Below are 22618 nucleotides of genomic sequence, written 5' to 3'. Positions count from 1 at the left end.
GCGACGGGACCGGACGAGGAGCGTGACTCATGGCGTGGAGCTGGCGGTACGAGGCGGCGGACGGGACAACGGTCACAGGGCCGGCTGAGACGTTCGGCAGCCAGGCCGACGCCGAGTCGTGGCTCGGCCAGACTTGGCGGCAGCTCGCCGAGCAGGGGGTGAACACGGTGGTGCTGCTCGAAGGCGAGCGGGTGGAGTATCGGATGAGCCTACTCAACGAGTAGTGACCAGGGCGGGTCGGTTGGTCGTCGCGGGCAGGCCTCCACGGCGACCAACCGACCCGCCAGCGGTGGTTACCGGGTCGGCGGACGTTCCGGCGACTGGGTCCGGGCCGGGTCGGTCACCACGACCGCCCCCAGGGCTTCGTCGATCGCCTTCAGCAGGCTCGCGTCGAGCTTCACCCCGACCGCTTTGATCGTCTCGGTGAGCTGCGCAGGCCGGGTGGCGCCGACGATCGCCGAGGCGACGTTGGGGTTCTGCAGCACCCAGGCGATCGCCAGCTGCGCCATGGTCAACCCGGCCTGCTCCGCGAGCGGCTTCAGCCGCTGCACCGCGGTGAGGATCTCCTCGGTGAGTAGGTGGCCGATGAACCGGGAGCCGGAAGCGTCGGTGGCGCGGGAGTCGGCCGGCGGCGCGTCGCCGGGGGAGTACTTACCGGTCAGCACGCCCTGGGCAAGCGGGGAGAAGACGACCTGGCTCAGTCCGAGCTCCTCGCAGGTCGGCACGACCTCGGGCTCGATCACCCGCCACAGCATCGAATACTGGGGCTGGTTCGAGACCAGCGGAATGCGCAGGTCGCGCGCGATCGGGTACGCCTCACGAATCTGTTCGGCCCGCCACTCGGAGACCCCGATGTAGTGGGCTTTGCCGGCCCGGACGATGTCGGCGAAGGCCGTCAGCGTCTCCTCCAGGGGAGTGCTGTAGTCGAAGCGGTGCGCCTGGTAGAGGTCGACGTAGTCGGTCTGGAGGCGGCGGAGGGAGCCGTTGATGGACTCCATGATGTGTTTGCGGGACAGGCCGCTGTCGTTGGGGCCCTCACCGGTCGGCCAGTAGACCTTGGTGAAGATCTCCAGGCTTTCGCGGCGTTGACCCTGCAGCGCCCGTCCGAGCACCGCTTCGGCCTTGGTGCCCGCGTAGACGTCCGCAGTGTCGAATGTGGTCACTCCCAGGTCGAGCGCGGTACGGACACACGCCGTCGCCGCCTCCTCCTCAACCTGCGAACCGTGCGTGATCCAGTTGCCGTACGAGATCTCGCTGACCAGCAGTCCGGACTTGCCAAGGTGTCGAAATTCCATGTCCGCAAACCTACCTGCCCAGGTAAGCGGCGACATCCTATGACCGCGGGCGGCTCAGAGCACAGGTTTGGTGTCGGCGAGTAGTCGGTCGATCTCCTCCATTACCGCTAGCCGGCTCGGATGGTTGGGCTCGATCAACGGGCGTCCCCGGCGGTCCAGCGCTCCCCAGGCACCGGTCGGGCTGCTCACCAGGAACGCCACCGGGTGGATCACCAGGTTGGGGTGGCTCGGTGGCACGATGACCCGCCCGGCCCGATCCACCACGCCCTTCCGGCCACCGCCAGCATCTACAATAGCCAGACCTTCGTCGGTAAACCCGTCGATGTAACGACCGTCGGTCATCGCCGTGGCGTACCCGGCGTACTGACATGGCACCAGGAGCCGGCCGCCGCTGTCGACCGCGCCCCACCCGCCGCGCCGTACCGGCGCCACCCCCCGGCGGAACGGGCGGACATCTTCGTACCCGGTCGAGATGACGACCCGGTTCTGCTTGTCGATCGCTACCCAGGCGCCATATCCGTCACGCGACACCCACGCCAGACCCTCGGAGAACGACCCCACGCCGAGCCAACCGGCGCTGGCGTCGATCAGCTGCTGGCCGGATTCGTCGATCAGCTCCCAAGTCTCCGAACCGGGCCGGCGCACCCACGCTACCGAGTCCCGGAACGGCTGGACATCAGCGTAGCCAACGCCGATCACCACGGCACCGTGCTGATCCGCGTACCCCCAGGCGTCGGCCTGCTCGTCGAAGACCGGGGTCGGCGGGGTATGCAGCTGGAGGATCTCCTCCTTGCTCCGTGGGTACGGTCCGATCCCATTCTCGGCGATCTTGCGGGCGACCGCGTCCAACGCCTGGTCGGTACGGGCGATCAGCTCCGGGTCGTCGACCTTGCGAAGCTCCAGCGCCTGGTCGAAGTGGTTGCAGGCCTCGATGTAGCGGCCCTGGTCGTAGCAGGAGCGGCCGGCATGCTCGTGCATGGTGGCCCGCAACCGGTCGGGCAGTTCCGGCGAGTTCGCCAGCGCGAACAACCGGTCCGCCTCGGCGAAGTCGCCGCGCCACTGGTGGACGTGGGCCAGTCGAGCCTGGGCGATCGCGATCCGGCGCAACTGGCTGGTCGCCTCCGCGTGGGCGAGCGCGAGCTTACCGTCGGCCAGCGCCTTGTTGAGGTCGCCCAGGATCCGCGAGACCACTGCCCGCAGGCTCAGCAGGCGGGCTCGGGTGGGATTGTCGCTGGCCGGCTCGAGCTTCACCGTGAGCTGGTCGCGCAGCCGGCGCAGCTCCTCCGGGTCGGCCACGATCTCGCGCAGCGTCTCGTGGTGGAAACGCCAGTCATAGGTGGCGAGCACCTGCTCCGGGTCATGGGTGTCGGACTCCGGGGCGGGCTCGGCGGAGATCGGTTCCTCCGGCTGGGACTCGCTGGCGTCGGGCGCCTCGGTGGCGTCGTCGGGCTCCGTGGCTTCGCCGGGTGTGGCACCGGGACGTTGGCCGGGCACCACCACCGGGGCGAGCATCGTCGGCGCGCTCAACGCGGTGGCGGCGCCGGCGGCCGGCCCAGAGGCCGGCCGGACCGTGTCGACGCTCGACGCGTGCGATGGTCCGTCCTCGAAGGATGGTGGCGACCCAGCTGCGGCGGCCGGCTGGGCCGGCGAACTTACCGGCCGACCACTGGTCGGCTGACTGCTCACGGGGTAGCTACTCACGGGCTGGCTGCTCACGGGCTGGCTGCTCACTGGTTGGCTACTCACGGGTTGGGGGTTGTTGCTGACGGCCGAGCTCGGGTACTGATACTCGATCTGGTCGCCGCGAAACGGGCGGGGGGTGGGGTCACTGCTGACCGGCGCTGCCGGAGCAGGGCTGGTCAGGTGCTCCTCGAAACCGGCGGCGGCGGCCTGCGGTGGCCGTGGGCGATTGGCGTTGGCGAGCCACCCTACCGTGGACGGTTCGGTCGTGACTGGGGCACTGACCGGGTCGTCGCCGGTTGCCGGAGCTTCGCTGGTCGGGGCGGTCGGACCGTTGCCGGTGACGGGTGCCGCGCTGACGGGTGGGGCGGCGACGGGTTCCGCGTCGTGCGGGGACACCGTCGGTGATGGCTCCGTCCACGGTGCCGGTGCCGGTGCCGGTGCCGGTGCCGGTGCCGGTGCCGGTGGCGGGGCAGCGGGCAGCGCCGGCCGGGCCGGCTGCTGCCGTGGCGGCTGCTGCGGCGGGTACGGCTGTGACTGGTACGGCTGGGGCTGGGGGGACCGCGGCCGCACAACCGGCTGTGCCGAGGTCGGATGGTCGTAACTCGGCTGGGTCGAGACCGGGTACTCCGACGTCGGGTGGTCGTAGGTAGGGCGAGCCGGTCCCGGCCGGGGTGGGGCCATCGGATAGCCCGAGGCAGGGTGTGCCGAGGTAGGCCGGGCCGGCTGCCCCGGCGCTGGCCGGTAGGGCTGGGGCGGCGGCCCGCGGTATACCGCGCCCGGTGGTGCGGGCACCCCCGACCTAGCCGGTGGTGCGGGCGCTGCTGACCGTGGGGGTCCCGGCGGCGGCCCGCCGGGCGGTGCTGGGGGCCGCTCCGCCGGATGCGGCCGAGCAGGCGGGTGGTATGGCGGCTCCCCCGGGTACGGCGGTGCGGAACGGGCGCCGGGTGGTGGCCCCGAGTGGGCGGGTGGTGGCCCCGGGCGGGCGCCGGGTGGTGGGCCGGGCTGGGCGCCCGGCCGTGGCGTCGGGCGGCCACCCGGCGGTGGGCCGGGCTGGGCGCCCGGAGGGCCGGAGCGGGTCGGCCCTGGTGGGTCACCGGCCCGGTACGGGGCTCGTGGTCGGCCGTCCGGCGGTGGACCTGCCGCCGGCCGGGGCGGTCCGCCGCCCGGCGGGGCGGCAGCCGGCGCCGGCCCCGGAGGCCGGCCAGCCGCTGGCGGTCGCGGCGCACCCGGACCGGGCGGGCGGGGCGTCGGCCCGGGGCCGTGGTGCGGCGGCCCACCACCGGCCGGACCCGGGCCCGGTGGTGGGCCAGGGGCACGGCGACCGCCCTGCGGTGGGTTCCGGGGTGGCGGGGCGCGTCGCGGCTCCGGTGCCGCCCCCGGGGGGTAGGGCCCGGGGGGATAAGGCCCGGGCGGAGGCGGCCCCGGATCGCGCGGGTACGCGGCCGCCCCACCTGGTGGTCGCCCTGGGTGGGGCGGTGGGCCGGGGCGTTCGGGGTATTCGGGGTAACGGTCGGGGTGTCGCGGTGGCGGGCCCGCTGCGGATTGGCCGGGGGCCGCTGAACCGGGTCGGTACTGACCAGGTGGGGGTGAGCCGGGCTGGGGTGAGCCTGGAGGGGGTGAGCCGGGCGGCGGGCCGGCGGCCGGGTGACCGGGCAGGTACGGTGGGCGCGGTCCAGCCGGCGGCGGCGCCGATTGGCGGGGCGGGCCGCTCTGGTGGGGCGGCGGAGCGCCCCGGCCGGGTGGCGGCTCCGGCGATTGCGGGGCCGGCGCAGGTTGACCGGACACCGGCGAGCCGGGTGGCGGGGGGCCGTCCGGCGGCGGTGTCGGGGGCGTCAGCCGGACCCGGCCCGCTGATCTCGTTGGTGTGGCATCGGGGGGTGCGGTCTTGCGCCGGCGTCGGCCACCGTCGTGGTCGTTAGCCACGCAGAGCCACCTCCCCTCCGAGAACCAGCCGCACGTACCGCCGGGCCGGCGGTCGATCGCCCGGCAGGCTCGGAAAATTGTGCGCGACGCAACCAGGCTACCGCCGTCACCGGGGTGACCAACACCTCCCCGCGGCAGCTCGATCATGGACATCCCTCGGTACGGCCGGGCCGCGGCTGGTTGCCAGCGACGCCGAACGCCCGGTTAGCCGGGGTGCTCCATCATCAGCACCGCCCAGGTGCCTGGCGCGAGCGCCTGGTAGTGGTGCGGTGTGTCGCCGGGGAAGGTGGCGTAGTCACCGGGGCCGAGGTCGACCGGGGCGTCCACCGGGCCCGCCCGGAGCTTGCCGGCGGCGACCACGAGGTGTTCGACGCTGCCGGGGATGTGGGCGTCGGCTGCCCGACCGTTGCCCTCGGCTAGTTCGATGATGTAGAGGTCCCGCCGGCTCCGGGATCCGGCGGAGAGTAGAGCGCCCGCGAAGTCGGCCTGTTCAGAGCGGTGCCAGGCACCGGCACCGGCGCGGACCACCTGAACCCTGGGCGGTGGCGGGGGTGACACCAGTTGGCTAAACGGCACATCGAGCGCGACCGCCAGCGCCCACAGCGTCTCTACGCTGGGGTTGCCGGCGCCTGACTCGAGTTGCGAGAGGGTGGACTTGGCGACGTTGGCCCGGCGGGCCAACTCGCTGAGGGTCAAGCCTGCGCGTTCCCGCTCCTGGCGGACCGCAGCGGCGATGACGGCGTGAGGCGGGGCACTCGTCATGGCGTTCATCATATCGGTCGAAGAATTCGGTTTGACGAACGAGCTGGCTCTGTTCAGAATATCGAACTATGAGATCGGTATGGCGAACTGCCGGCCGTGGGCTGCTGCGCGACATCGCCGCGCTGGCGGTGGCCGCGCTAGCCATTGGAGTGTCATTCGGCGCGATCGCGGTCGCCGCCGGGGTGCCAGGCTGGCTGGCGGTGACCATGTCGTTGCTGGTCTTCGCCGGCGGTTCGCAGTTTCTCGCGGTCGGACTACTCGCCGCGGGGAGCCCCGCGGGCGCGCTCCTCGGTGGGCTGTTGCTGAACGCGCGGCACCTGCCATTCGGACTCGCCCTGGCCGAGCGCGGAGGCGACGATGAGCCGAACCGCCCAGTACCCCGGCAGTCCGACGGCACCAGCCAGGCGGCGACGCCCGCCGTAATCGGCACCGGATGGTTGAGCCGGCTTGTCGGCAGTCACCTGCTCATCGACGAGTCGGTGGCGTTCGCGTTGGCGCAGGCCGATCCGCGTCAGCGCCGCGCCGCGTTCTGGCTCACTGGTCTCGCGTTGTTCACGGTATGGAACCTCGGCACCCTCGCCGGGGTGGTGCTCGGTGGCGCCGTCGCCGACCCGGCAGCGCTCGGGCTCGACGCGGCGTTCCCGGCCGGCCTGCTCGCGCTGTTGTGGCCGAGCCTGCGCGACCCGGCGGCCCGGCGAGTCGCCACAGTCGGGGTAGCGGTCGCGCTGCTCACCACCCCGGTGCTGCCGGCCGGGATGCCGGTACTACTGGCGCTCACCGGCCTGGTGGCGGTGAAACTTCCGCTGCCGAGGCGGCGAACCCAGCCGGAGGTGCGGCGGTGAGCACCGCGGCGATGCTGGCGGTAGTGCTGGCGCTCGCGCTGGGGACGTACGCTTTCCGGCTGGCCGGAGTGCTGCTCGCGGACCGGTTGACCTTGCCGGAGTCGGTCCGTCGGCTGCTGCCGCTGGCGGCGGTGGCGCTGCTGACCGCGTTGGCGGTGACTGCGGCGCTCACCGAGGCCGGCAGCCCGGCCGGAGTGGCCCGACCCGGCGGAGTCCTGGTCGGGCTGATCCTGGCGTGGCGCCGGTTGCCCTTCGCGGTGGTGGTAGTCGCCGCGGCCGCGACCGCGGCCGGGCTGCGCCTGCTCGGCCTGCCCTGACCCGGGCGGAGTGCTCAGATCTTTTCGCCGATCCGCCGACCGGGATGCGGAATCCGGAGCTTCCGGAAGGTCAGCGCCCTCATGATCACGTAGAAGTAGAGCGCGCCCATCCGCTCGGTCGAGTCCGGGTGCCGCTGCCGCACCAACCGCTTGGTCTTGCGGCACAACAGCCACGAGTCGGTGATCACGGCGATCGCCAGCACCGCCCAGGCCAGGTTCGCGATCAGGCGTACCTCGTCCGGCATGGCGGCACCAGAGAAGAGCAGTACGAACAACGCACCGGCGAAGAACCAGGTGCCGACCGTGCGCCGGGAGTCGACCACATCCCGAGCGATCTTGCGCTCCGGACCTTTGTCCCGCGCGGTCAGGTACCGCTCGTCACCGCGCTTCATGCCCTCGGTGACCTCTTGCCGCCGGCGCCGCCGCTCCTCCTTGAGCTCCTGCCGCTCCTCCTTGGTCAGCTTTTTGCCAGACGCGGAGGTCGGAACCGTGCCCGGGCGCCGCAGGTGCGCATGCGGACGCTTCGGGGTGGAGATCCCCCGTTCTTTCTTACTGGGGGTGTAGCCCCTACGGGCGGACGGGTCCTCGTCGGCCTCCTCGACCTCTTCGGTCACCTCTTCGGTCACCTCGTCGGTGACCTCGGTGGCCGGCTCGGTCTCTTCGACGAGTTGGCTGGATCTACGGCGAAACAACGACGGCACGCGGTAAGGGTAACCGACGCCGCGGTTGCGGTCTCGCCGCTCACCCCACCTCGATCCGCCACGCCCGCCGGGGCGGGTCAGAGTTCGACGTGCGCACCCAAGGCGGTCAGCTTGGCCAGGAAATCCTCGTAGCCGCGATGGATCAGCTTGACGCCGTGGACCCGGGAGATGCCTTCCGCGGCGAGGGCGGCGATCAGGTGGCTGAAGCCGGCGCGCAGATCGGGGATCCGCAGGTCGGCGCCGTTGAGCTTCGACGGTCCGGCGATCACCGCAGAGTGGATGAAGTTGCGGCGACCGAACCGGCAGGGGGTACCACCGAGGCAGTTGCGGTAGACCTGGATGGTGGCGCCCATCTGGTTGAGCGCCGAGGTGTAACCGAGCCGCTGCTCATACACCGTTTCGTGGACGATCGACAAGCCGCTGGCCTGGGTCAACGCCACCACCAGCGGCTGCTGCCAGTCGGTCATGAACCCGGGGTGCACTCCGGTCTCCAGCGCCGTCGCTTTCAGGTCGCCGCCGGGGTGCCAGAACCGGATGCCGCCGCCGGGGGTGTCATCGACGGTGTACGCCCCACCGACCGACCGGAAGATGTTCAGGAAGGTCATCATGTCGACCTGGCGGGCCCCGTGCACGGTGACGTCGCCGCCGGTCGAAAGCGCGGCCGCGGCCCAGCTGGCGACCTCGATCCGGTCGGGGATCGGCCGGTGGGCATAGCCGCTGAGCCGGTCTACCCCCTCGATCTCGATCACCCGGTCGGTGTGCACGCTGATGATCGCGCCCATCTTCTGCAGGAGACAGATCAGATCGATGATCTCGGGCTCGACGGCGGCGTTCCGAAGCTCGGTGACCCCATCGGCCATCACCGCGGTCAGCAGCACCTGTTCGGTGGCGCCGACGCTGGGGAAGGGCAGCTCAAGCTTGGTGCCGCGCAGCCCGTGTGGCGCGGTCAGCAGCAGGCCCTCGTCGGTCTTCTCCACCATCGCGCCGAACTCGCGCAGCGCCTGCAGGTGGAAGTCGATCGGCCGGGGACCGATGTGGCAGCCGCCCAGGTCGGGGATGATCGCCTGGCCGAGGCGGTGCAGCAGCGGCCCGCAGAACAGGATCGGGATCCGGCTCGAACCGGCATGCACGTTGATCTCTTCGACCCCGGCCCGTTCCACGTTGGCCGGGTCGAGCAGCAGCGCGTCGCCGTCGTCGTAGACCCGCACACCGTGCAGCTCCAGCAGGTCGCGCACGACCTCGACGTCCCGGATCCGGGGGACGTCGAACAGCCGGCTGGGCGCGTCGCCCAGCAGGGCCGCCACCATCGCTTTGGAGACCAGATTCTTCGCGCCACGCACCCGGATCTCCCCCTGGAGCGGGGTGCCGCCGTGGACCGTGAGCAGGTCGTCGGTCAGTGGCGCATTCATCGAGCAACCTCCAGATATGCACCGCGAGCGGGGCGCCGTCGCCAGTTCCGCTCGGTGAGCATAGTCCCTGGGCAGCGGGGACAGTGTGCACAGCCGGCGTGGCGTGGCACGTTGGGGTGAAGTACTACCAACTGCACGCAGAAGACCACGAGTTGTGCTACTAGTGCTGCCGCGGGATTGCGGGCCGAGTCGTCGCTGGCGAGGGCGTACCTCTCAGGGACAGGGACAAACTAATCGCGCAATAGGGTAGAACGGTCGCAACCGGGCAACGCACGCGGGGCACGGCCGGTGCGTCATGGGATTCTCAGGGCAGGGCGAGCATCTGGTCAAGAGCACTGCGGGCATAGCGCGCGGTGTCGGCCTCGACGGTGATCCGGTTGGGGACCCGCCCGGCCACCAGCTCCTCCAGCGCCCACACCAGATGCGGCAGGTCGATGCGGTTCATGGTGGAGCAGTAACAGACGGTCTTGTCGAGGAACATGACCTGTTTGTCGGGGTGTTGGTGCGCTAGTCGCCGGACCAGATTCAGCTCCGTGCCGACCGCCCAGGCCGAGCCGGCGGGCGCCTCCGAGAGCACCTTGATGATCTTTTCGGTGGAGCCGACCTCGTCGGCGGCGGTCACCACCTCGTGCCGGCACTCCGGGTGGACCAGCACGTTGACGCCCGGCACCCGGTCGCGCACCTCCTGGACGGAGTCGAGTGTGAACCGCCCGTGCACCGAGCAGTGACCCCGCCAGAGAATGATCCTTGCCTGCCGCAGCTGTGCCTCGGTAAGCCCGCCCTGCGGCTTGTGGGGGTCCCACAGGACACACTCGTCGAGGGTGAAGCCCAGCTCCAACACCGCGGTGTTGCGTCCCAGGTGCTGATCGGGGAGGAACAGCACCTTCTCGCCGCGCTCGTACGCCCAGTCGAGAGCTCGCCGGGCATTGGAGGAAGTGCAGACCACGCCACCGTTGCGGCCGACGAACCCCTTGATGTCGGCCGAGGAGTTCATGTAGGTGACGGGCACGGTCTGGCCGGCGACGCCCGCCTCCGTGAGCTGCTGCCACGCCGTCTCCACCTGCGGCAACGCCGCCATATCCGCCATCGAACAGCCGGCGGCGAGGTCCGGGAGCACCACCTGCTGATGGTCCGCGGTGAGGATGTCGGCCGACTCGGCCATGAAGTGCACGCCACAGAAGACGATCCACTCCGCGTCGGGGCGGGCCGCGGCCCGCTGCGCGAGCTTGAACGAGTCACCGGTGACGTCAGCGAACTGGATCACCTCGTCGCGTTGGTAGTGATGGCCGAGCACGAAGACCCGGTCACCCAGCGTTGCCTTGGCCGCTCGAGCGCGGGCGACCAGGTCGGGATCGCTCGGAGCCGGCAGCTCGCCGGGGCAGTCCACCCCCCGCTCGGAGTCGGCATCACTGCCGCGGCCGAGCAGGAGCAGTGCGGTGGCGGTGCCGGATGGTTCGACCCACGTAGCGCTCACGCCACGATTGTCCCACGCCGGCTTTGCCGGGTCACTGTGAGCTGAGAGACTGTTCGGTCATGCGGGTGCTCATCTGTCCGGACAAGTTCGCCGGTACCCTCACCGCCGTCGCGGCGGCGTCGGCGTTGGCCGAGGGGTGGCGGGAAGCGTCCCCCGCCGACCAGATCGACCAGCGGCCGTTGGCTGATGGTGGCCCGGGCTTCCTCGACGTGCTCGCCGCCGCGGCCGGCCCCGCCGCCGAGTGGGTGCCGGTGCGCACCGTCGACCCGTTGGGGCGGCCGGTCCCGGGGTGGCTGCTGGTCCTCGGCGACACCGGCTATGTGGAGAGCGCCCAGGCCTGTGGCCTGCATCTGCTGGCGGAGTCCGAACGCGACCCGACGGTGACCACCTCGTACGGGCTGGGGTTGCTGATCGGCTCCGCCGTAGCTGGTGGGGTGCGGCGGGTGGTGGTCGGACTCGGCGGCTCGGCGGTCAACGATGGCGGCGCGGGCATGCTCGCCGCGCTGGGGGCGGGGCCGGTGGACCGTGCCGGCTACGCCCTGCCGCCGGGTGGGGCGGCGGTGGCGGCGGCGTCGGGCCTGGCGGGCCAGCCACAGCTGTACGGGGCGGAGCTGGTGGCCGCGACCGATGTGGATAACCCGCTGCTGGGCCCGGCCGGGGCCAGCGCCGTCTTCGGTCCGCAGAAGGGTGCGGGCGAGGCGGAGGTGGCGCTGCTCGACGCGGCGTTGGCGCAGTGGGCGACGGTGTTGGAGCAGCAGTTGCCGGGCTGCCCGGCCGGGCTGGCGACGCTGCCCGGTGGCGGCGCGGCGGGCGGGTTGGGTGCGGCGCTGCTCGCCCTGGGGGGCCGGGTCGAGGCCGGGATGGCGCTGGTGAGGCGCCTGACCGGGCTGGATCACGCGATCGCCGAGGCGGATCTGGTGATCACCGGTGAGGGGTCGTTCGACAGCCAGTCGCTGCGAGGCAAGGTGGCGGCGGCGGTGGCCGGGGCGGCGCGGGCGCGAGGGGTCCCCTGCCTGGTGGTGGCGGGCCGGGCGACCGTGCCGGTGACGGAGGCCACAGCCGCCGGGGTGACCGGGGTGTTCTCGCTGGTGGAGCACTTCGGTGGAGATGCGGCGCGAGCGATGGCCGAACCCGCCGCCGGCCTCAAGGAGCTAGCCGCCCAGATCGCGACAGACCCCCCCAGCCGCCGATCATGAGCTTTTTTACCCGACACGCCGGGCGTGTCTGCTGCATAGCTCATGATCGGCGCGGCTCGTTGGGGTTCCGGTTCAGGAATATCGCCATCGTCAGCTAGCGTTGGTGCTGGACGAATACTGACTGGCGTTCCAGGGAGCAGCAACGTGACCACACCGACCGAGACCCAGGCCGAGCCGCAGGAGTCCCGCAACGTCGTCCTGACCGACATTGCGGCCTCCAAGGTCAAGACGCTGCTGGAGCAGGAAGGCCGCGACGACCTGCGGCTGCGCATCGCGGTGCAGCCGGGAGGCTGCTCCGGCCTGCGTTACCAGCTCTTCTTCGACGAGCGGTCGCTCGACGGCGACATCGTCAACGACTTCGACGGGGTCGAGGTGGTGGTCGACCGGATGAGCGCTCCGTATCTGACCGGCGCCACCATCGACTTCGCCGACAAGATCGACGCGCAGGGCTTCACCATCGACAACCCCAACGCGCAGGGCTCCTGCGCCTGCGGGGACTCGTTCCACTGAGCCGTCGGCGACTCCCGGTGAGCCGTCAACGAGTCAGCTGAGCTTTCGACGACGCGGCGCCCCACCGAACTCGGTGGGGCGCCGCGTTGCGTCGGTGGCGGCGAACCGCCTCCCCCGTCAGGGCAGGTAGGGCCGCACCTCGGTGGCGGCCACGTCGCCGTACGACTCGGCGAAGCGCTTGATGAAGCCGTCGCTCTCCACCGCGTACTCCTGGGTGCCGGTGGTCTCCAGCACATGCGCTGCGACCAGCGACCCCACCTGAGCCGACCGCTCCAGGCTCAACCCCCAGGAGATGCCGGCGAAGAAGCCGGCCCGGAAGCCGTCGCCGACCCCGGTCGGGTCCGCTGGGTCGACGCCCCGGACCACCGGTACGTGGATGGTCTCCTCACCCTTGGCGGTGATCTGGACCCCGTCCTTGCCGAGTGTGGTGACGTGGATCTGGACCTGGTCGCGGATCTCGGCCTCGCTCAGGCCGGTTTTGGACTCCAGTAGGGACTTCTCGTAGTCGTTGGTGAGCAGATACTGCGCGCCGGAGATCAGCCGCAGCGCATCCTCACCGGACATCCGCGCCAACTGCTGCGACGGGTCGGCGGCGAAGGCGAAGCCCCGCTGCCGGCACTCCTCCGAGTGCCGCAGCATCGCGTCCGGGTCGTTGGCGCTGACCAGGACGAGGTCCAGGCCGCCCAACCGGTCGGCGACCGGGGCCAGCTCGATGTTGCGCGCCTCGCTCATCGCTCCGGCGTAGAAGGTCGCGATCTGGTTCAGGTCGTCATCGGTGGTGCAGACGAACCGGGCGGTGTGGGCGGTCGTAGAGATGTGCACCGAGGCGCAGTCGACCCCGTGCCGCTCCAACCACGCCTGGTAGTCGGCGAAGTCGGCGCCGACCGCGCCGAGCAGGATCGGGCGCAGCCCGAGCTGGCCCATGCCGTACGCGATGTTCGGCGCGATCCCACCCCGGCGCATCACCAGGTCGTCGACGAGGAACGACAAGGAAACCTTGTGTAGTTGGTCGGCTACGAGCTGGTCGGCGAAGCGCCCGGGAAAGTGCATCAGATGGTCGGTGGCGATGGAACCAGTAACGGCGATCTTCATGTCTGCCTTAGGGGGTAGGGGTCATCGGCCGCACCTCAGCTTACCGAAGTGACCGGCGCGACCTGCTGGCGTCTTCGTCGAGGCCGCTCTGACCTGCGGTGATTCCGAGAAGTAGGGCCCCAGCCGGCCGGCGGGAGGTTACCGTGACCGGATGGGCCGCCGGACCGTACCGGGCGCCGTTGACGTCCGGGTGGAAGCGTGGGCGCCGACGCGCGAGGAGTGCGTCGCCGAGGCGGTGGCGGCCGTCGTGGAGAGCTTCGCCGACCGGGGCGACCTAACCGATATGTCCGCGAAATCCAGGGCCACGGAGGTCGTATTCCAGGCGGACCCGGGTAGCGACGAGGATCTGTTGGTGGATGTGCTCGAAGAAGTCATCTATCTGGTGGAGGTGGCCGGTCAGGTGCCGCTAGCCACCGAGGTGGTCGCCGCCGGAAACGGGCTGCAGGTGCGGTTCCAGGTCACTGACGCTGGACTCGCTGACCCGTTGGGCCAGGTGCCGAAGGTGGTCTCGTTCCACGGGCTGCGGATCGGCCCGGGCGAGTCGGGTTGGTCCTGTGCGGTAACTCTGAACCGGTGAACCAGCGCCCGCTCACCCGCCTGTCCACCACGGTGCCCGCACGCCGTCTGGCGCCACTGCACGCAGTGGCGCCAGACGACCCGGCTCGGCGACAGGATCAGCCGGTGGTGCAGGTCGTGCCGTTGAGGGCGAACCCGCCCGGGGCGGGGTTGTTGCCGGCGCTGGCGGCGGCGGCGTTGTACCCGAAGGAGGTGGACTGGCCGGGGGCCAGGGTGCCGTTCCAGCCGGCGTTGGCAGCGGTGACGCTGCTGCCGGACTGGCTGACGGTGGCGTTCCAGCCGGGTGGTTCGACGGTCTGGCCGGCGGAGTAGTCGTAGGTCAGGCTCCAGCCGTTGATGGTGCTGCTGCTGTTGTTGGTGATGGTGACGTTGGCGGTGTAGCCAGGGCTGCCACCCCAGTTGTTGGCCTCGTAGGCCACCGCGCAGTCACCGGAGCCCGGCGGCGGGGTCGTCGGCGGGGTTGTGGGCGGCGTGGTCGGCGGCGTGGTGGGCGGCGTGGTCGGCGGGGTCGAGCCACCGAGCTGCTGCAGCACCGCGTCGTACGCCGGCTTCGTGTTGAAGTTGTCGTCCCACATCAACGGGGCGCCCTCACCGGGGAAGTGGTCCGGAACCCAGGACTGGGCGTCGTGCAAGCCCCAGACCGTGACCCCGGCGCAGGCCGAGACGTTCTGGCAGATCTGGAAGACCTCGGCGTAGTCGCTCGCCTGCTGCTGCAGGCTCTGCTGGGTCGGCGGCATGCTCATCCGGATGTCCAGCTCGGTGATCCAGATCTCCAGCCCCAGGTCGGCGAAGCGCTGCAGGTTCTGCTGCATGTTGCCGGGGACCTGACCCACGATCAGGTGGGCCTGGAAGCCCATGCAGTCGATCGGGGTGCCCCGCGACTGCATGCCCTGCACCAGGTCGTAGTACGCGGTGCTCTTGGTGTTGATGCCGTCGATGCTGTAGTCGTTCAAACACAGCGTGGTGCTGGGACTCGCCTGCCGCGCGTACTGGAACGCCTGGTCGATGTAGCCCTCGCCCATGCCCTGCAGCCAGAACGAGTTCCGGAGCTGGCCGCCATTGTCGTCGATCACCTCGTTGGCGACGTCCCACCGGGGCACCGAGCTGCCGAAGTGGTTCATGACCGTGTCGATGTGGGTCTGCATCGCCTGGTCAAGGGCGCTGCCGCTGAGGTTCTGCAGCCAGCTCGGCGCCTGCGAGTGCCAGACCAGAGTGTGCCCATACACCTGCTGGTTGTTCTGCTGCGCGAAGTTGACGATCTGGTCGGCCGGGCCGAAGTTGAAGTTGCCCTGGGACGGCTGGATGGTCTCCCACTTCATGTGGTTCTCGGCCGTAAGGGAGCTGAACTCGGAGGCGGCGAGGTTGCCGTAGGTGGAGTTGTTGAGCAGGTCGGGGGTGACCGCCACGCCGACGAGCATGTCGCCGGCGGCGTTGCGCAGGCCACCCTGGGCCTGGGCAGGGGGACTGACGACAACCGCGCCGACCGCGGCTATGAGAGGTACGACGAGCCATCCGGCGGCCCGGCGTAGGAAAGCGTTTTCCATTGGCCGGTCTCTCCTTCGGGGGAATAATCGGAACCGATGCATCGATGGAAGCGCTTCCACATTCTCGGCTGGTCACGCCCGCAGTGTCAACCGTTGTTGCCGGTAAATTTCCGAAAGTTTCGATATCGGTACCGGTAATCTCACGGACTGATCAGCCGCTCCGCCGCACCTCGTACGCGTGCGTGGCTGGCGAGCCGAGGTACTCCTGCTCGCGCAGCCGGCACCAGGCCGGGATGTCGTTGGCCGCCGCCGGATCGTCGGCGAGCACCCGCACCACCGCGCCGACCGGCAGCTCGGGCAACCGTCGCGCCAAGTGGATGACGGGTAGCGGACACCGCTGCCCCCGGCAGTCGAGCACCTCGACCGGACCGGTCATACCCCGATCTCCGCCCGCAGCCGCGCGACCACCTCGGGCAGCTCCGCCAAGAACCGGTCCACCTCCGCAGCGGTGGTCTCCCGGTGGAGTGAGAGCCGGATGTTGCCGTGCGACAGCACCCCCATCGCCGCCAGCACATGGCTCGGCCGCAGCGTCTCGGCGGTGCACGACGAGCCGGACGAGACCGCGAAGCCGCGCCGATCCAACTCGTGGAGCAACGCCTCGCCGTCCACATAGAGGCAGGAGAAGGTGACCACATTCGGCAACCGCGCCACCGGGTCGCCGACGATCTCGACCTCGGGCACGGTCGCCGCCACCCGCTCCCGGATCCGGTCCACCAGCGGGGCCAACCGCGCCGCCTCGGCCGAAGCCTCCGCCGCCGCCGCCCGCAGCGCCGCAGCGGCGGCGACCACGGTGGGTAGCGCGGCGCCGACCGCGCCGCTGGGCGGCGCCGTCCACCGGGTGCCCTTCCGGACCACCAGCAGACCGACGCCGGGCGGCCCGCCCCATTTGCGGGCTGAGCCGGTCAGCAGCGACCAGCCCGCGGGCACCGGGATCCGGCCTAGCGACTGCGCCGCGTCGACCAGCACCGGCACCCCGCTCGCGTCGGCCGCGGCGAGCGCCGCCGGGAGCGGCTGCACCGTCCCCACCTCGTGACTGGCGCTGATCAGTACCCCGAGCCGGACCCCCGGGGTAGCGATCGCTCGCCGCCAACGGTCGAGGTCGAGCCGCCCGAGCAGGTCCACCGGTACCGGCTCGGCGGCGGCGTCGCCGGCGGCCGCGAACACCGACGAGTGCTCGATCGCCGAGTGCACCACCGACCCGGGCGGCGCCGGCCGACCGTCGACGGCGAAGACGCCGTGGATCGCGGCCGCCACCGCTGCGGTCCCGCTGCCGGTGAAGATCACCTCATCCGGGCGTACCTGGAGGGTTGCGGCGACCGCTTCGGTCGCCGCGTCGAGCAGCTGGCGGGCGCGGCGAGCGGCGCTGTAGAGCTTGCCCGGGTCGGCCCAGCCGTCGTCGAGTGCGGCCAGCAACGCCTGCCGGGCCACCGGGTGCGGCGGGGCGGCGGTAGCGGCGTCGAAGTACACCGGGGCCGGGTGGTTCGCGGCGGCTGGGCGCTCGGATGTGCTCACCTCTCGACTGTAGGACCGCCCGCCCCACGCCCGGCACGCCTGCCGGGGTCCGGTACTCTGCCTGCGTCGGGCAGCCGTAAGGAGGCATGAGCTGGTGGGCACGAAAGCGTCGCGGGGCAGGGTCGCCGTACGCGCGAGCGGGCTCGCGGTCGGCGGTGCGGCGTTGATCACGCTGCTGAGCGGCTGCCTTCAGGAGGTCGGCGAGGTCTTCGACGGCTTCGGCTGGCCGCAGGGCGGGATCACCGACCAGTCCCAGCGGATGTACGACATGTGGATCGGCTCCGTGCTCGCGGCGCTGCTCGTGGGCTTCCTGGTCTGGGGTCTGATCTTCTGGTGCCTGATCCGGTACCGCAAGCGCAGCGATGAGCTGCCCACCCAGACCCGGTTCAACCTCCCGATGGAGGTGCTCTACACGATCACGCCGTTCCTGGTGATCGCGGTGCTCTTCTACCACACCGTGGTGATCCAGGACGAGGTCGAGGCGACCACCCCGGATCCGGATGTGACCGTCGAGGTCGTCGCGTTCAAGTGGAACTGGCAGTTCAACTACCGCGACGAGCCCGGCGAGGAGGCGAACACCATCGCCTCGACGGTCGGGACCAGCGACCAGATCCCGATCCTGGTGGTGCCGACCGGTCAGACGATCCGGTTCGAGCTCACCGCCGAGGATGTCATCCACTCGTTCTGGGTGCCAGAGCTGCTGTTCAAGCGCGATGTCTTCCCGGGCCTGGTGCGCAACGAGTTCGAGGTGACTATCCAGGTCGACCGGGAGGGCCACTACGTTGGCCGGTGCGCCGAGTTCTGCGGCACCTACCACTCGATGATGAACTTCGAGCTGCGGGCGGTGTCGCCGGAGGTCTACCAGGACTACCTCGGGGCGCTGCAGGCCGGGCTGTCGCAGCCAGAGGCGCTGCAGTCGGTGGGCGAGGCGCCGCTGGCGACCACCACTGAGCCGTTCGACACCCGGCGTACGTTTGACGGTGAGGATCCGCAGGGCGCATCCGAGCTGTCGGGCGTCCCGGAGCTGCCGGCCGACGCCGAGTCTGAGGGAGTGCGTTGACGTGAAGACCGAGTGGCGGATCTTCGGCGGGATCGCCGCCTTCCTGCTGGCCACCTCCGGGGTCTACGGCTGGTGGACCTGGTACAGCCTCGGCTACATCGAGTGGATCGGCACCATCGCGCTACTCCTGTCGTTCTTCCTGAGCATCATGGTCGGCACCTACTTCCTGGTGATCGCCCGTCGGATCGACCTGCGGCCGGAGGACCGGCCGGAGGCGGAGATCTCCGAGGGCGCTGGCGAGGTCGGCTTCTTCAGCCCCGGTAGCTACTACCCGATGGGGATCGCGCTCGCCGCTTCGGTCACCGGGATCGGCGTCGCGTTCTGGATGTGGTGGCTGATGGTCGCCGGCGGGATCGCGGTGATCGTCGCCACCAGCGGAATGCTCTTCGAATACCAGACTGGTTCGCGCCGCACCGCCGTCGAGTAACTCACGCGGCCGCTACGCTTGCGGGCGGGGCGCCAACCCAAACTCGACCACGGGAAGTGTGCAGTGTTTGCCACCTTGAGTGACCGGCTGACCGGGATCCTCACCAAGCTCCGCAGCAAGGGGCGACTCACCGACGCCGACATCGACGCCGCCGCCCGGGAGATCCGGCTCGCGCTGCTGGAGGCCGATGTCGCGCTACCGGTGGTCCGGGTGTTCATCAATGCGGTCAAGGAACGGGCGCGCGGCGCGGAGGTCTCGCAGGCGCTCAACCCGGGCCAACAGGTCATCAAGATCGTCCACGAAGAGCTGATCGGCATCCTCGGCGGGGAGGCGCGGCGGCTCCAGTTCGCCAAGCAGCCCCCCACCGTGATCATGCTGGCCGGCCTGCAGGGCTCCGGTAAGACGACCCTCGCCGGCAAGCTCGGCCGCTGGCTGCGGGAGCAGGGGCACCAGCCGTTGCTGGTCGCCGCGGACCTGCAACGGCCGAACGCCGTGAACCAGCTGCAGGTGCTGGGAGAGCGAGCAAACCTTGAGGTGTATGCGCCACAGCCCGGCAATGGCGTCGGCGACCCGGTGCAGGTCGCCCGGGATGCCCTCGACCACGCCCGGCGGCAGGCCCGCGACATTGTGATCGTCGACACGGCCGGCCGGCTCGGTGTCGACGCGGAGATGATGGCGCAGGCCGCCGCGATCCGGGACGCCACCTCGCCCGACGAAACCCTCTTCGTCATCGACGCGATGGTCGGGCAGGACGCGGTGACCACCGCCGAGGCGTTCCGGGATGGGGTCGGGATCACCGGTGTGGTGCTCGCGAAGCTCGACGGTGACGCCCGCGGCGGCGCGGCGCTCTCGGTTCGGCACGTCACCGGGCAGCCGATCTTGTTCGCCTCCACCGGCGAGAAGCTTGACGATTTCGACGTGTTCCACCCCGACCGGCTGGCGGGTCGGATTCTCGGCATGGGTGACCAGCTGACCCTGATCGAGAAGGCTGAGCAGGCGTTCGAGGAGGACCAAAAAGAGCGGATGAGCGCCAAGCTGTTCGGCGGCGAACAGCTGACGCTCGACGACTTCCTTGAGCAACTGCAGGCGGTCCGCAAGATGGGGCCGATCGCCAACGTGCTCGGCATGGTGCCGGGCATGGCCCAGATGAAGGACCAGCTGGCGGAGGTCGACGACTCCCAGCTGGACCGGGTCACCGCTATGATCCGCTCGATGACCCCGGCGGAGCGCGCCAACCCTAAGATCATCAATGGTTCGCGGCGGGCTCGGATCGCTGCCGGCTCCGGGCGGACGGTCACCGAGCTCAACCAGCTGCTGAGTCGATTCGCCGACGCCCAGAAGATGATGAAGCAGATGGGCGGCATGTTCGGCATGCCCGGCATGGGCGGCCGGAAGGCGACCAAGTCCCCGAAGAACAAACGCAAGCAGAAGCAGCAGAAGGGCGGCGGCCGGAGCAAGGTCGGCGGCGCCCGCGGCGGTGGCGCCCCCCGGGGCGCCGGCGGCACACCCCAGCTGCCCCCGGGGATGCCCCCGGGCGGGGCGTCCGGCGGCGACGACTTCACTCCGCCGAAGCTGGACTTCAACAAGCTCGGCAAGGGCAAGCCCGAACAGCGCGGCGGCTGACCGCCCGCTCGGGCTTCGCCGTCGACGATACTCAGGCCGACGATAGTATCGTCAGCCTGAGTATCGTCAGCCTGAGTATCGTCAGCCGGAGCCGCCATGCCGACCGCCGACTATCGCAGCCACGTCGCCGGGTTCTTCGATTCCGAGGTGCCGAAGCACTCGTTGGGGCTGGTCTACGGTCGCCGCCGGATCGGGAAGTCCACCCTGCTGGAGGGGCTCGCACACGATCGTGGTGGCTTCGTCTGGGAGGCCACCCGGACCGAGTCGGCGATCCAGCTCACCCGGCTCGGTGAGCAGCTCGGTTCCCATCTCGGAGTGGGCCGGCTGGCGCTGGAGAACTGGGAGGAGGCGTTCCGGCAATTGCTGGCCCTCGGGCGGGACCGTTCGGTGCCGGTGGTGCTGGATGAGTTCGGGCATGTACTGGAGGCCGACCCTTCGGTGGACTCGATCGTCGCTGCCGCCCTCGGCCCCGCTGGCCAGCGCAGCAATGCTGGCCGCTCCCGGTTGGTCCTGTGCGGCTCCGCGATCGCGATGATGTCTGCGTTGACGGCGGGTGAGGCGCCGCTGCGGGGTCGGGCGGGGATGGAGCTCGTGATGCAGCCGCACGATTTCCGGGCCGCCGCCGAGTGGCTGGGGTCGGCATCCGCCCCGGATCTCGCCGCCGGGGTCTACGCCGTCATCGGGGGTGTGATCGGTTACGCCACTGACATGGTCGACTTCGATCTGCCTGATTCGCGAGCCGACTTTACGCGGTGGGTGGCGGCTCGGGTGCTCTCTCCCGCAGCGACTCTGCATCATGAAGCGACCACTCTGTTGGCTGAGGACCCGACGCTCGCCGGCGCCAGTCCGGTTCTCCATCACGGCATCCTGGGGGCGATCGCGAATGGGGCAGTCAGCGCTGGCAAGATCGCAAAGAAGCTGGGGCGGTCGGTCTCCAATCTCGACCCGGCGCTGCGTCGGCTGATCGCCGCCGGTTTCGTGATTCGGCACACTGACCCGATCCGGGCGCAACGGCCCACGTACACCTTGGCCGACCCGTTCTTGCAGTTCCACTACGCGGTGCTGGAGCCCCACGGTCCCTTGCTGCGGGAGCGGGATCCCCACGAGGCGTGGGAGGAGCGACTCAGCGCGGTCTTCGGCTCGCGGGTCCGCGGCCCGGTCTTCGAGGAACAGGCGAGGTCCTGGGTGCGTCGTTACGCCGACCCGGCCGTGCTGGGCGGGTTCGCCGACCACGTCGGGCCGTCGACTGCGGTGGTCGACGGCGTGGAGCGGCAGTTGGACGTGGTCGTCGCCGCGGATGGGGCCGGCGCGCTACCCAGCGAACGGAGCGTGCTCGCCCTCGGTGAAGCGAAGGCGGGCGAGACGGTCGGGACCGGTCGGTTGACCGAGTTGGAGCGGGCCCGCGCGGCGCTCGGCGGCCGCGCCGCCCATGCCCGGCTCCTGCTCTTCGCGCCCGCCTTCACCGATGAGCTGCGGGCGGCCGCGGGCCGGCGCGCCGACGTCGAACTGGTCGACCTGGCCCGGCTCTATCAGGGCGACTGACCGGGGCAGAGGTTCACCCTCGGCTTCTCGTAGGGTCGTGGGCATGGCGCTGCACGTACGCGGGGTGCTGCTCCCCGAGGACGAGGTGACCGACCTGTGGCTGGTCGGTGACCGGGTCAGCCGGGAGCCGGTGCCCGGGGCCGAGACTGTGTTGGACGGCGGGTTCATCCTGCCGGGGCTGGTCGACGCCCACTGCCACATCGGCATCGCCCGCGGCGCCCGGCCGATCACCAGCCTGGCCGAGGCGCGGGAGTTGGCGTTGCAGGACCGGGATGCCGGAGTGCTCGCGTTGCGCGACGCCGGCTCCCCGCTGCCGTATCCGGAGCTGGATGACGATCCGGAGTTGCCGCGGCTGGCCCGGGCCGGCCGCCACGTCGCTCCGATCAAGCGGTACCTGCGCGACGTGGGGGTCGAGGTGCCGGCCGAACAGGTGGCGGCGGCCGTGACCGAGCAGGCGGCGGCCGGCAACGGCTGGGTGAAGCTGGTCGGCGACTGGATCGACCGGGACCGCGGCGATCTGGCGCCGGGGTGGGACGAGGAGACGCTGGCCGGGGCGGTCGCCGCCGCCCACGCCGCCGGGGTGCGGATCACCGCGCACACCTTCTCGGAGGAGGCGGTGGCGACGCTGGTCCGGGCCGGGATCGACTGCATCGAGCACGGAACCGGCCTCTCCGAGGACCTGATCGATGAGATGGCCCGGCGGGGGACCGCACTGGTTCCAACGATGATCAACATCGAGACCTTCGAGTCGATCGCCGCCACGGCGGAGTCGAAGTTCCCCGGGTACGCGGCGCACATGCGGGCGTTGCAGCAACGGTTCCCGGCGGTGGTGCGCGCCGCCGTCGCGGCCGGGGTGCCGGTCTACGCCGGCACCGACGCTGGCGGCGGCATCTCCCACGGGCTGATCGCCGAGGAGCTGCTGCGGTTGCACCAGCGGGCGGGGATGCCGGCGGAGCAGGTGCTGCGGGCGGCCTCATGGGGGGCCCGCGAGTGGCTCGGGTTCCCGGGTCTGCGCCACGGCGGCCTGGCGGATCTGGTCGGCTACGAGGCGGATCCGCGTACCGATCTGGCGGTGGTGCGGCAGCCACGCCGGATCATCCTGCGCGGTCGCGTGGTTCGCTGAGGGTTGC

At 70.7% G+C, this 22618-nt stretch carries 22 protein-coding genes; 12 read left to right on the top strand and 10 right to left on the bottom strand.

All coding sequences use genetic code 11. The features are described 5' to 3' along the window. Nucleotides 1–29: 29 nt before the first annotated feature. Entirely contained in the window at nucleotides 30–224 is a 195-nt protein-coding gene (locus JQS43_RS18430) for a hypothetical protein (RefSeq protein ID WP_239675636.1), read from the top strand. A 69-nt stretch (nucleotides 225–293) separates the two neighbouring features. Here JQS43_RS18430 and JQS43_RS18425 read toward each other — a convergent pair whose 3' ends face one another. After that, nucleotides 294–1295, bottom strand: coding sequence for an aldo/keto reductase family protein (locus JQS43_RS18425; RefSeq protein WP_239675635.1), 1002 nt, complete (start codon nucleotides 1293–1295; stop codon nucleotides 294–296). A gap of 54 nt (nucleotides 1296–1349) precedes the next feature. After that, nucleotides 1350–2996: a WG repeat-containing protein gene (locus JQS43_RS18420; protein ID WP_239675634.1), complete on the bottom strand. Its 1647-nt coding sequence runs from the start codon at nucleotides 2994–2996 to the stop codon at nucleotides 1350–1352. 791 nt (nucleotides 2997–3787) lie between these two features. Here JQS43_RS18420 and JQS43_RS26090 point away from each other — a divergent pair. Further along, nucleotides 3788–4897, top strand: coding sequence for a hypothetical protein (locus JQS43_RS26090; RefSeq protein ID WP_275580921.1), 1110 nt, complete (start codon nucleotides 3788–3790; stop codon nucleotides 4895–4897). 208 nt (nucleotides 4898–5105) lie between these two features. Here the strand turns inward: JQS43_RS26090 and JQS43_RS18410 are convergent, their stop codons facing one another. Further along, on the bottom strand, nucleotides 5106–5663 hold the full coding sequence (locus JQS43_RS18410; RefSeq protein WP_239675633.1) for a helix-turn-helix domain-containing protein: 558 nt from the start codon (nucleotides 5661–5663) through the stop codon (nucleotides 5106–5108). A gap of 68 nt (nucleotides 5664–5731) precedes the next feature. Between JQS43_RS18410 and JQS43_RS18405 the strand changes: the two genes are divergently transcribed. Next, a complete protein-coding gene (locus JQS43_RS18405; protein WP_239675632.1) occupies nucleotides 5732–6505 on the top strand; it encodes an AzlC family ABC transporter permease in 774 nt (257 codons plus the stop codon). After that, nucleotides 6502–6822 (top strand): AzlD domain-containing protein, encoded by a 321-nt coding sequence (locus JQS43_RS18400; RefSeq protein ID WP_420847597.1) that lies wholly within the window; start codon nucleotides 6502–6504, stop codon nucleotides 6820–6822. Before JQS43_RS18405 ends, JQS43_RS18400 begins: the two co-directional genes overlap by 4 nt. A 14-nt stretch (nucleotides 6823–6836) precedes the next feature. On the opposite strand, the gene JQS43_RS18395 is transcribed toward JQS43_RS18400, so the two are convergent. The 3 genes from JQS43_RS18395 to nadA all read right to left on the bottom strand — a co-directional run bounded on the left by JQS43_RS18395 (nucleotide 6837) and on the right by nadA (nucleotide 10406). Further along, entirely contained in the window at nucleotides 6837–7523 is a 687-nt protein-coding gene (locus JQS43_RS18395; RefSeq protein ID WP_420847596.1) for a DUF3043 domain-containing protein, read from the bottom strand. A gap of 77 nt (nucleotides 7524–7600) precedes the next feature. After that, nucleotides 7601–8932 carry a UDP-N-acetylglucosamine 1-carboxyvinyltransferase gene (gene murA, locus JQS43_RS18390; protein WP_239675631.1) on the bottom strand — a complete coding sequence of 444 codons (1332 nt, stop codon included), beginning with the start codon at nucleotides 8930–8932 and terminating at the stop codon, nucleotides 7601–7603. A gap of 304 nt (nucleotides 8933–9236) precedes the next feature. Further along, entirely contained in the window at nucleotides 9237–10406 is a 1170-nt protein-coding gene (nadA, locus tag JQS43_RS18385) for a quinolinate synthase NadA (RefSeq protein ID WP_239675630.1), read from the bottom strand. A 59-nt stretch (nucleotides 10407–10465) separates the two neighbouring features. Here nadA and JQS43_RS18380 point away from each other — a divergent pair, with 59 nt between their 5' ends. Both JQS43_RS18380 and erpA read left to right on the top strand, forming a co-directional pair. Continuing rightward, nucleotides 10466–11602: a glycerate kinase family protein gene (locus JQS43_RS18380; protein ID WP_239675629.1), complete on the top strand. Its 1137-nt coding sequence runs from the start codon at nucleotides 10466–10468 to the stop codon at nucleotides 11600–11602. 144 nt (nucleotides 11603–11746) lie between these two features. Continuing rightward, on the top strand, nucleotides 11747–12112 hold the full coding sequence (gene erpA / locus JQS43_RS18375) for an iron-sulfur cluster insertion protein ErpA (protein ID WP_239675628.1): 366 nt from the start codon (nucleotides 11747–11749) through the stop codon (nucleotides 12110–12112). A gap of 117 nt (nucleotides 12113–12229) precedes the next feature. Here erpA and JQS43_RS18370 read toward each other — a convergent pair whose 3' ends face one another. Beyond that, the gene (locus JQS43_RS18370; protein WP_239675627.1) at nucleotides 12230–13204 is read right to left on the bottom strand and encodes a carbohydrate kinase family protein; all 975 of its coding nucleotides are present in this window, start codon (nucleotides 13202–13204) and stop codon (nucleotides 12230–12232) included. A gap of 151 nt (nucleotides 13205–13355) precedes the next feature. Here JQS43_RS18370 and JQS43_RS18365 point away from each other — a divergent pair, with 151 nt between their 5' ends. Beyond that, nucleotides 13356–13781 carry an archease gene (locus JQS43_RS18365; protein WP_239675626.1) on the top strand — a complete coding sequence of 142 codons (426 nt, stop codon included), beginning with the start codon at nucleotides 13356–13358 and terminating at the stop codon, nucleotides 13779–13781. Between the two features lie 97 nt (nucleotides 13782–13878). On the opposite strand, the gene JQS43_RS18360 is transcribed toward JQS43_RS18365, so the two are convergent. The 3 genes from JQS43_RS18360 to JQS43_RS18350 form a co-directional block, all read right to left on the bottom strand. Further along, the gene (locus JQS43_RS18360; protein ID WP_239675625.1) at nucleotides 13879–15324 is read right to left on the bottom strand and encodes an endo-1,4-beta-xylanase; all 1446 of its coding nucleotides are present in this window, start codon (nucleotides 15322–15324) and stop codon (nucleotides 13879–13881) included. Nucleotides 15325–15475: 151 nt separating this feature from the next. Then, nucleotides 15476–15700, bottom strand: a complete 225-nt coding sequence (locus tag JQS43_RS18355; RefSeq protein WP_239675624.1) for a sulfurtransferase TusA family protein — start codon at nucleotides 15698–15700, stop codon at nucleotides 15476–15478. Then, entirely contained in the window at nucleotides 15697–16836 is a 1140-nt protein-coding gene (locus tag JQS43_RS18350; RefSeq protein ID WP_239675623.1) for a cysteine desulfurase family protein, read from the bottom strand. Before JQS43_RS18350 ends, JQS43_RS18355 begins: the two co-directional genes overlap by 4 nt. Nucleotides 16837–16930: 94 nt before the next feature. On the opposite strand from JQS43_RS18350, the gene ctaC reads away from it, so the two are divergent. The 5 genes from ctaC (at nucleotide 16931) to JQS43_RS18325 (ending at nucleotide 22611) form a co-directional block, all read left to right on the top strand. Continuing rightward, nucleotides 16931–17896 carry an aa3-type cytochrome oxidase subunit II gene (gene ctaC, locus JQS43_RS18345; RefSeq protein WP_239675622.1) on the top strand — a complete coding sequence of 322 codons (966 nt, stop codon included), beginning with the start codon at nucleotides 16931–16933 and terminating at the stop codon, nucleotides 17894–17896. 1 nt (nucleotide 17897) lies between these two features. After that, the gene (locus JQS43_RS18340; protein WP_239675621.1) at nucleotides 17898–18323 is read left to right on the top strand and encodes a cytochrome c oxidase subunit 4; all 426 of its coding nucleotides are present in this window, start codon (nucleotides 17898–17900) and stop codon (nucleotides 18321–18323) included. Between the two features lie 63 nt (nucleotides 18324–18386). Then, the gene (gene ffh, locus JQS43_RS18335; RefSeq protein WP_239675620.1) at nucleotides 18387–19946 is read left to right on the top strand and encodes a signal recognition particle protein; all 1560 of its coding nucleotides are present in this window, start codon (nucleotides 18387–18389) and stop codon (nucleotides 19944–19946) included. 96 nt (nucleotides 19947–20042) lie between these two features. Further along, the gene (locus JQS43_RS18330; protein ID WP_239675619.1) at nucleotides 20043–21488 is read left to right on the top strand and encodes an AAA family ATPase; all 1446 of its coding nucleotides are present in this window, start codon (nucleotides 20043–20045) and stop codon (nucleotides 21486–21488) included. A gap of 43 nt (nucleotides 21489–21531) precedes the next feature. Then, nucleotides 21532–22611 (top strand): amidohydrolase family protein, encoded by a 1080-nt coding sequence (locus tag JQS43_RS18325; protein WP_239675618.1) that lies wholly within the window; start codon nucleotides 21532–21534, stop codon nucleotides 22609–22611. Nucleotides 22612–22618: the final 7 nt, after the last annotated feature.

It is taken from the genome of Natronosporangium hydrolyticum, from assembly GCF_016925615.1.
GTDB lineage: Bacteria > Actinomycetota > Actinomycetes > Mycobacteriales > Micromonosporaceae > Natronosporangium > Natronosporangium hydrolyticum.
This window is presented reverse-complemented; position numbering and strand designations above follow the sequence as displayed.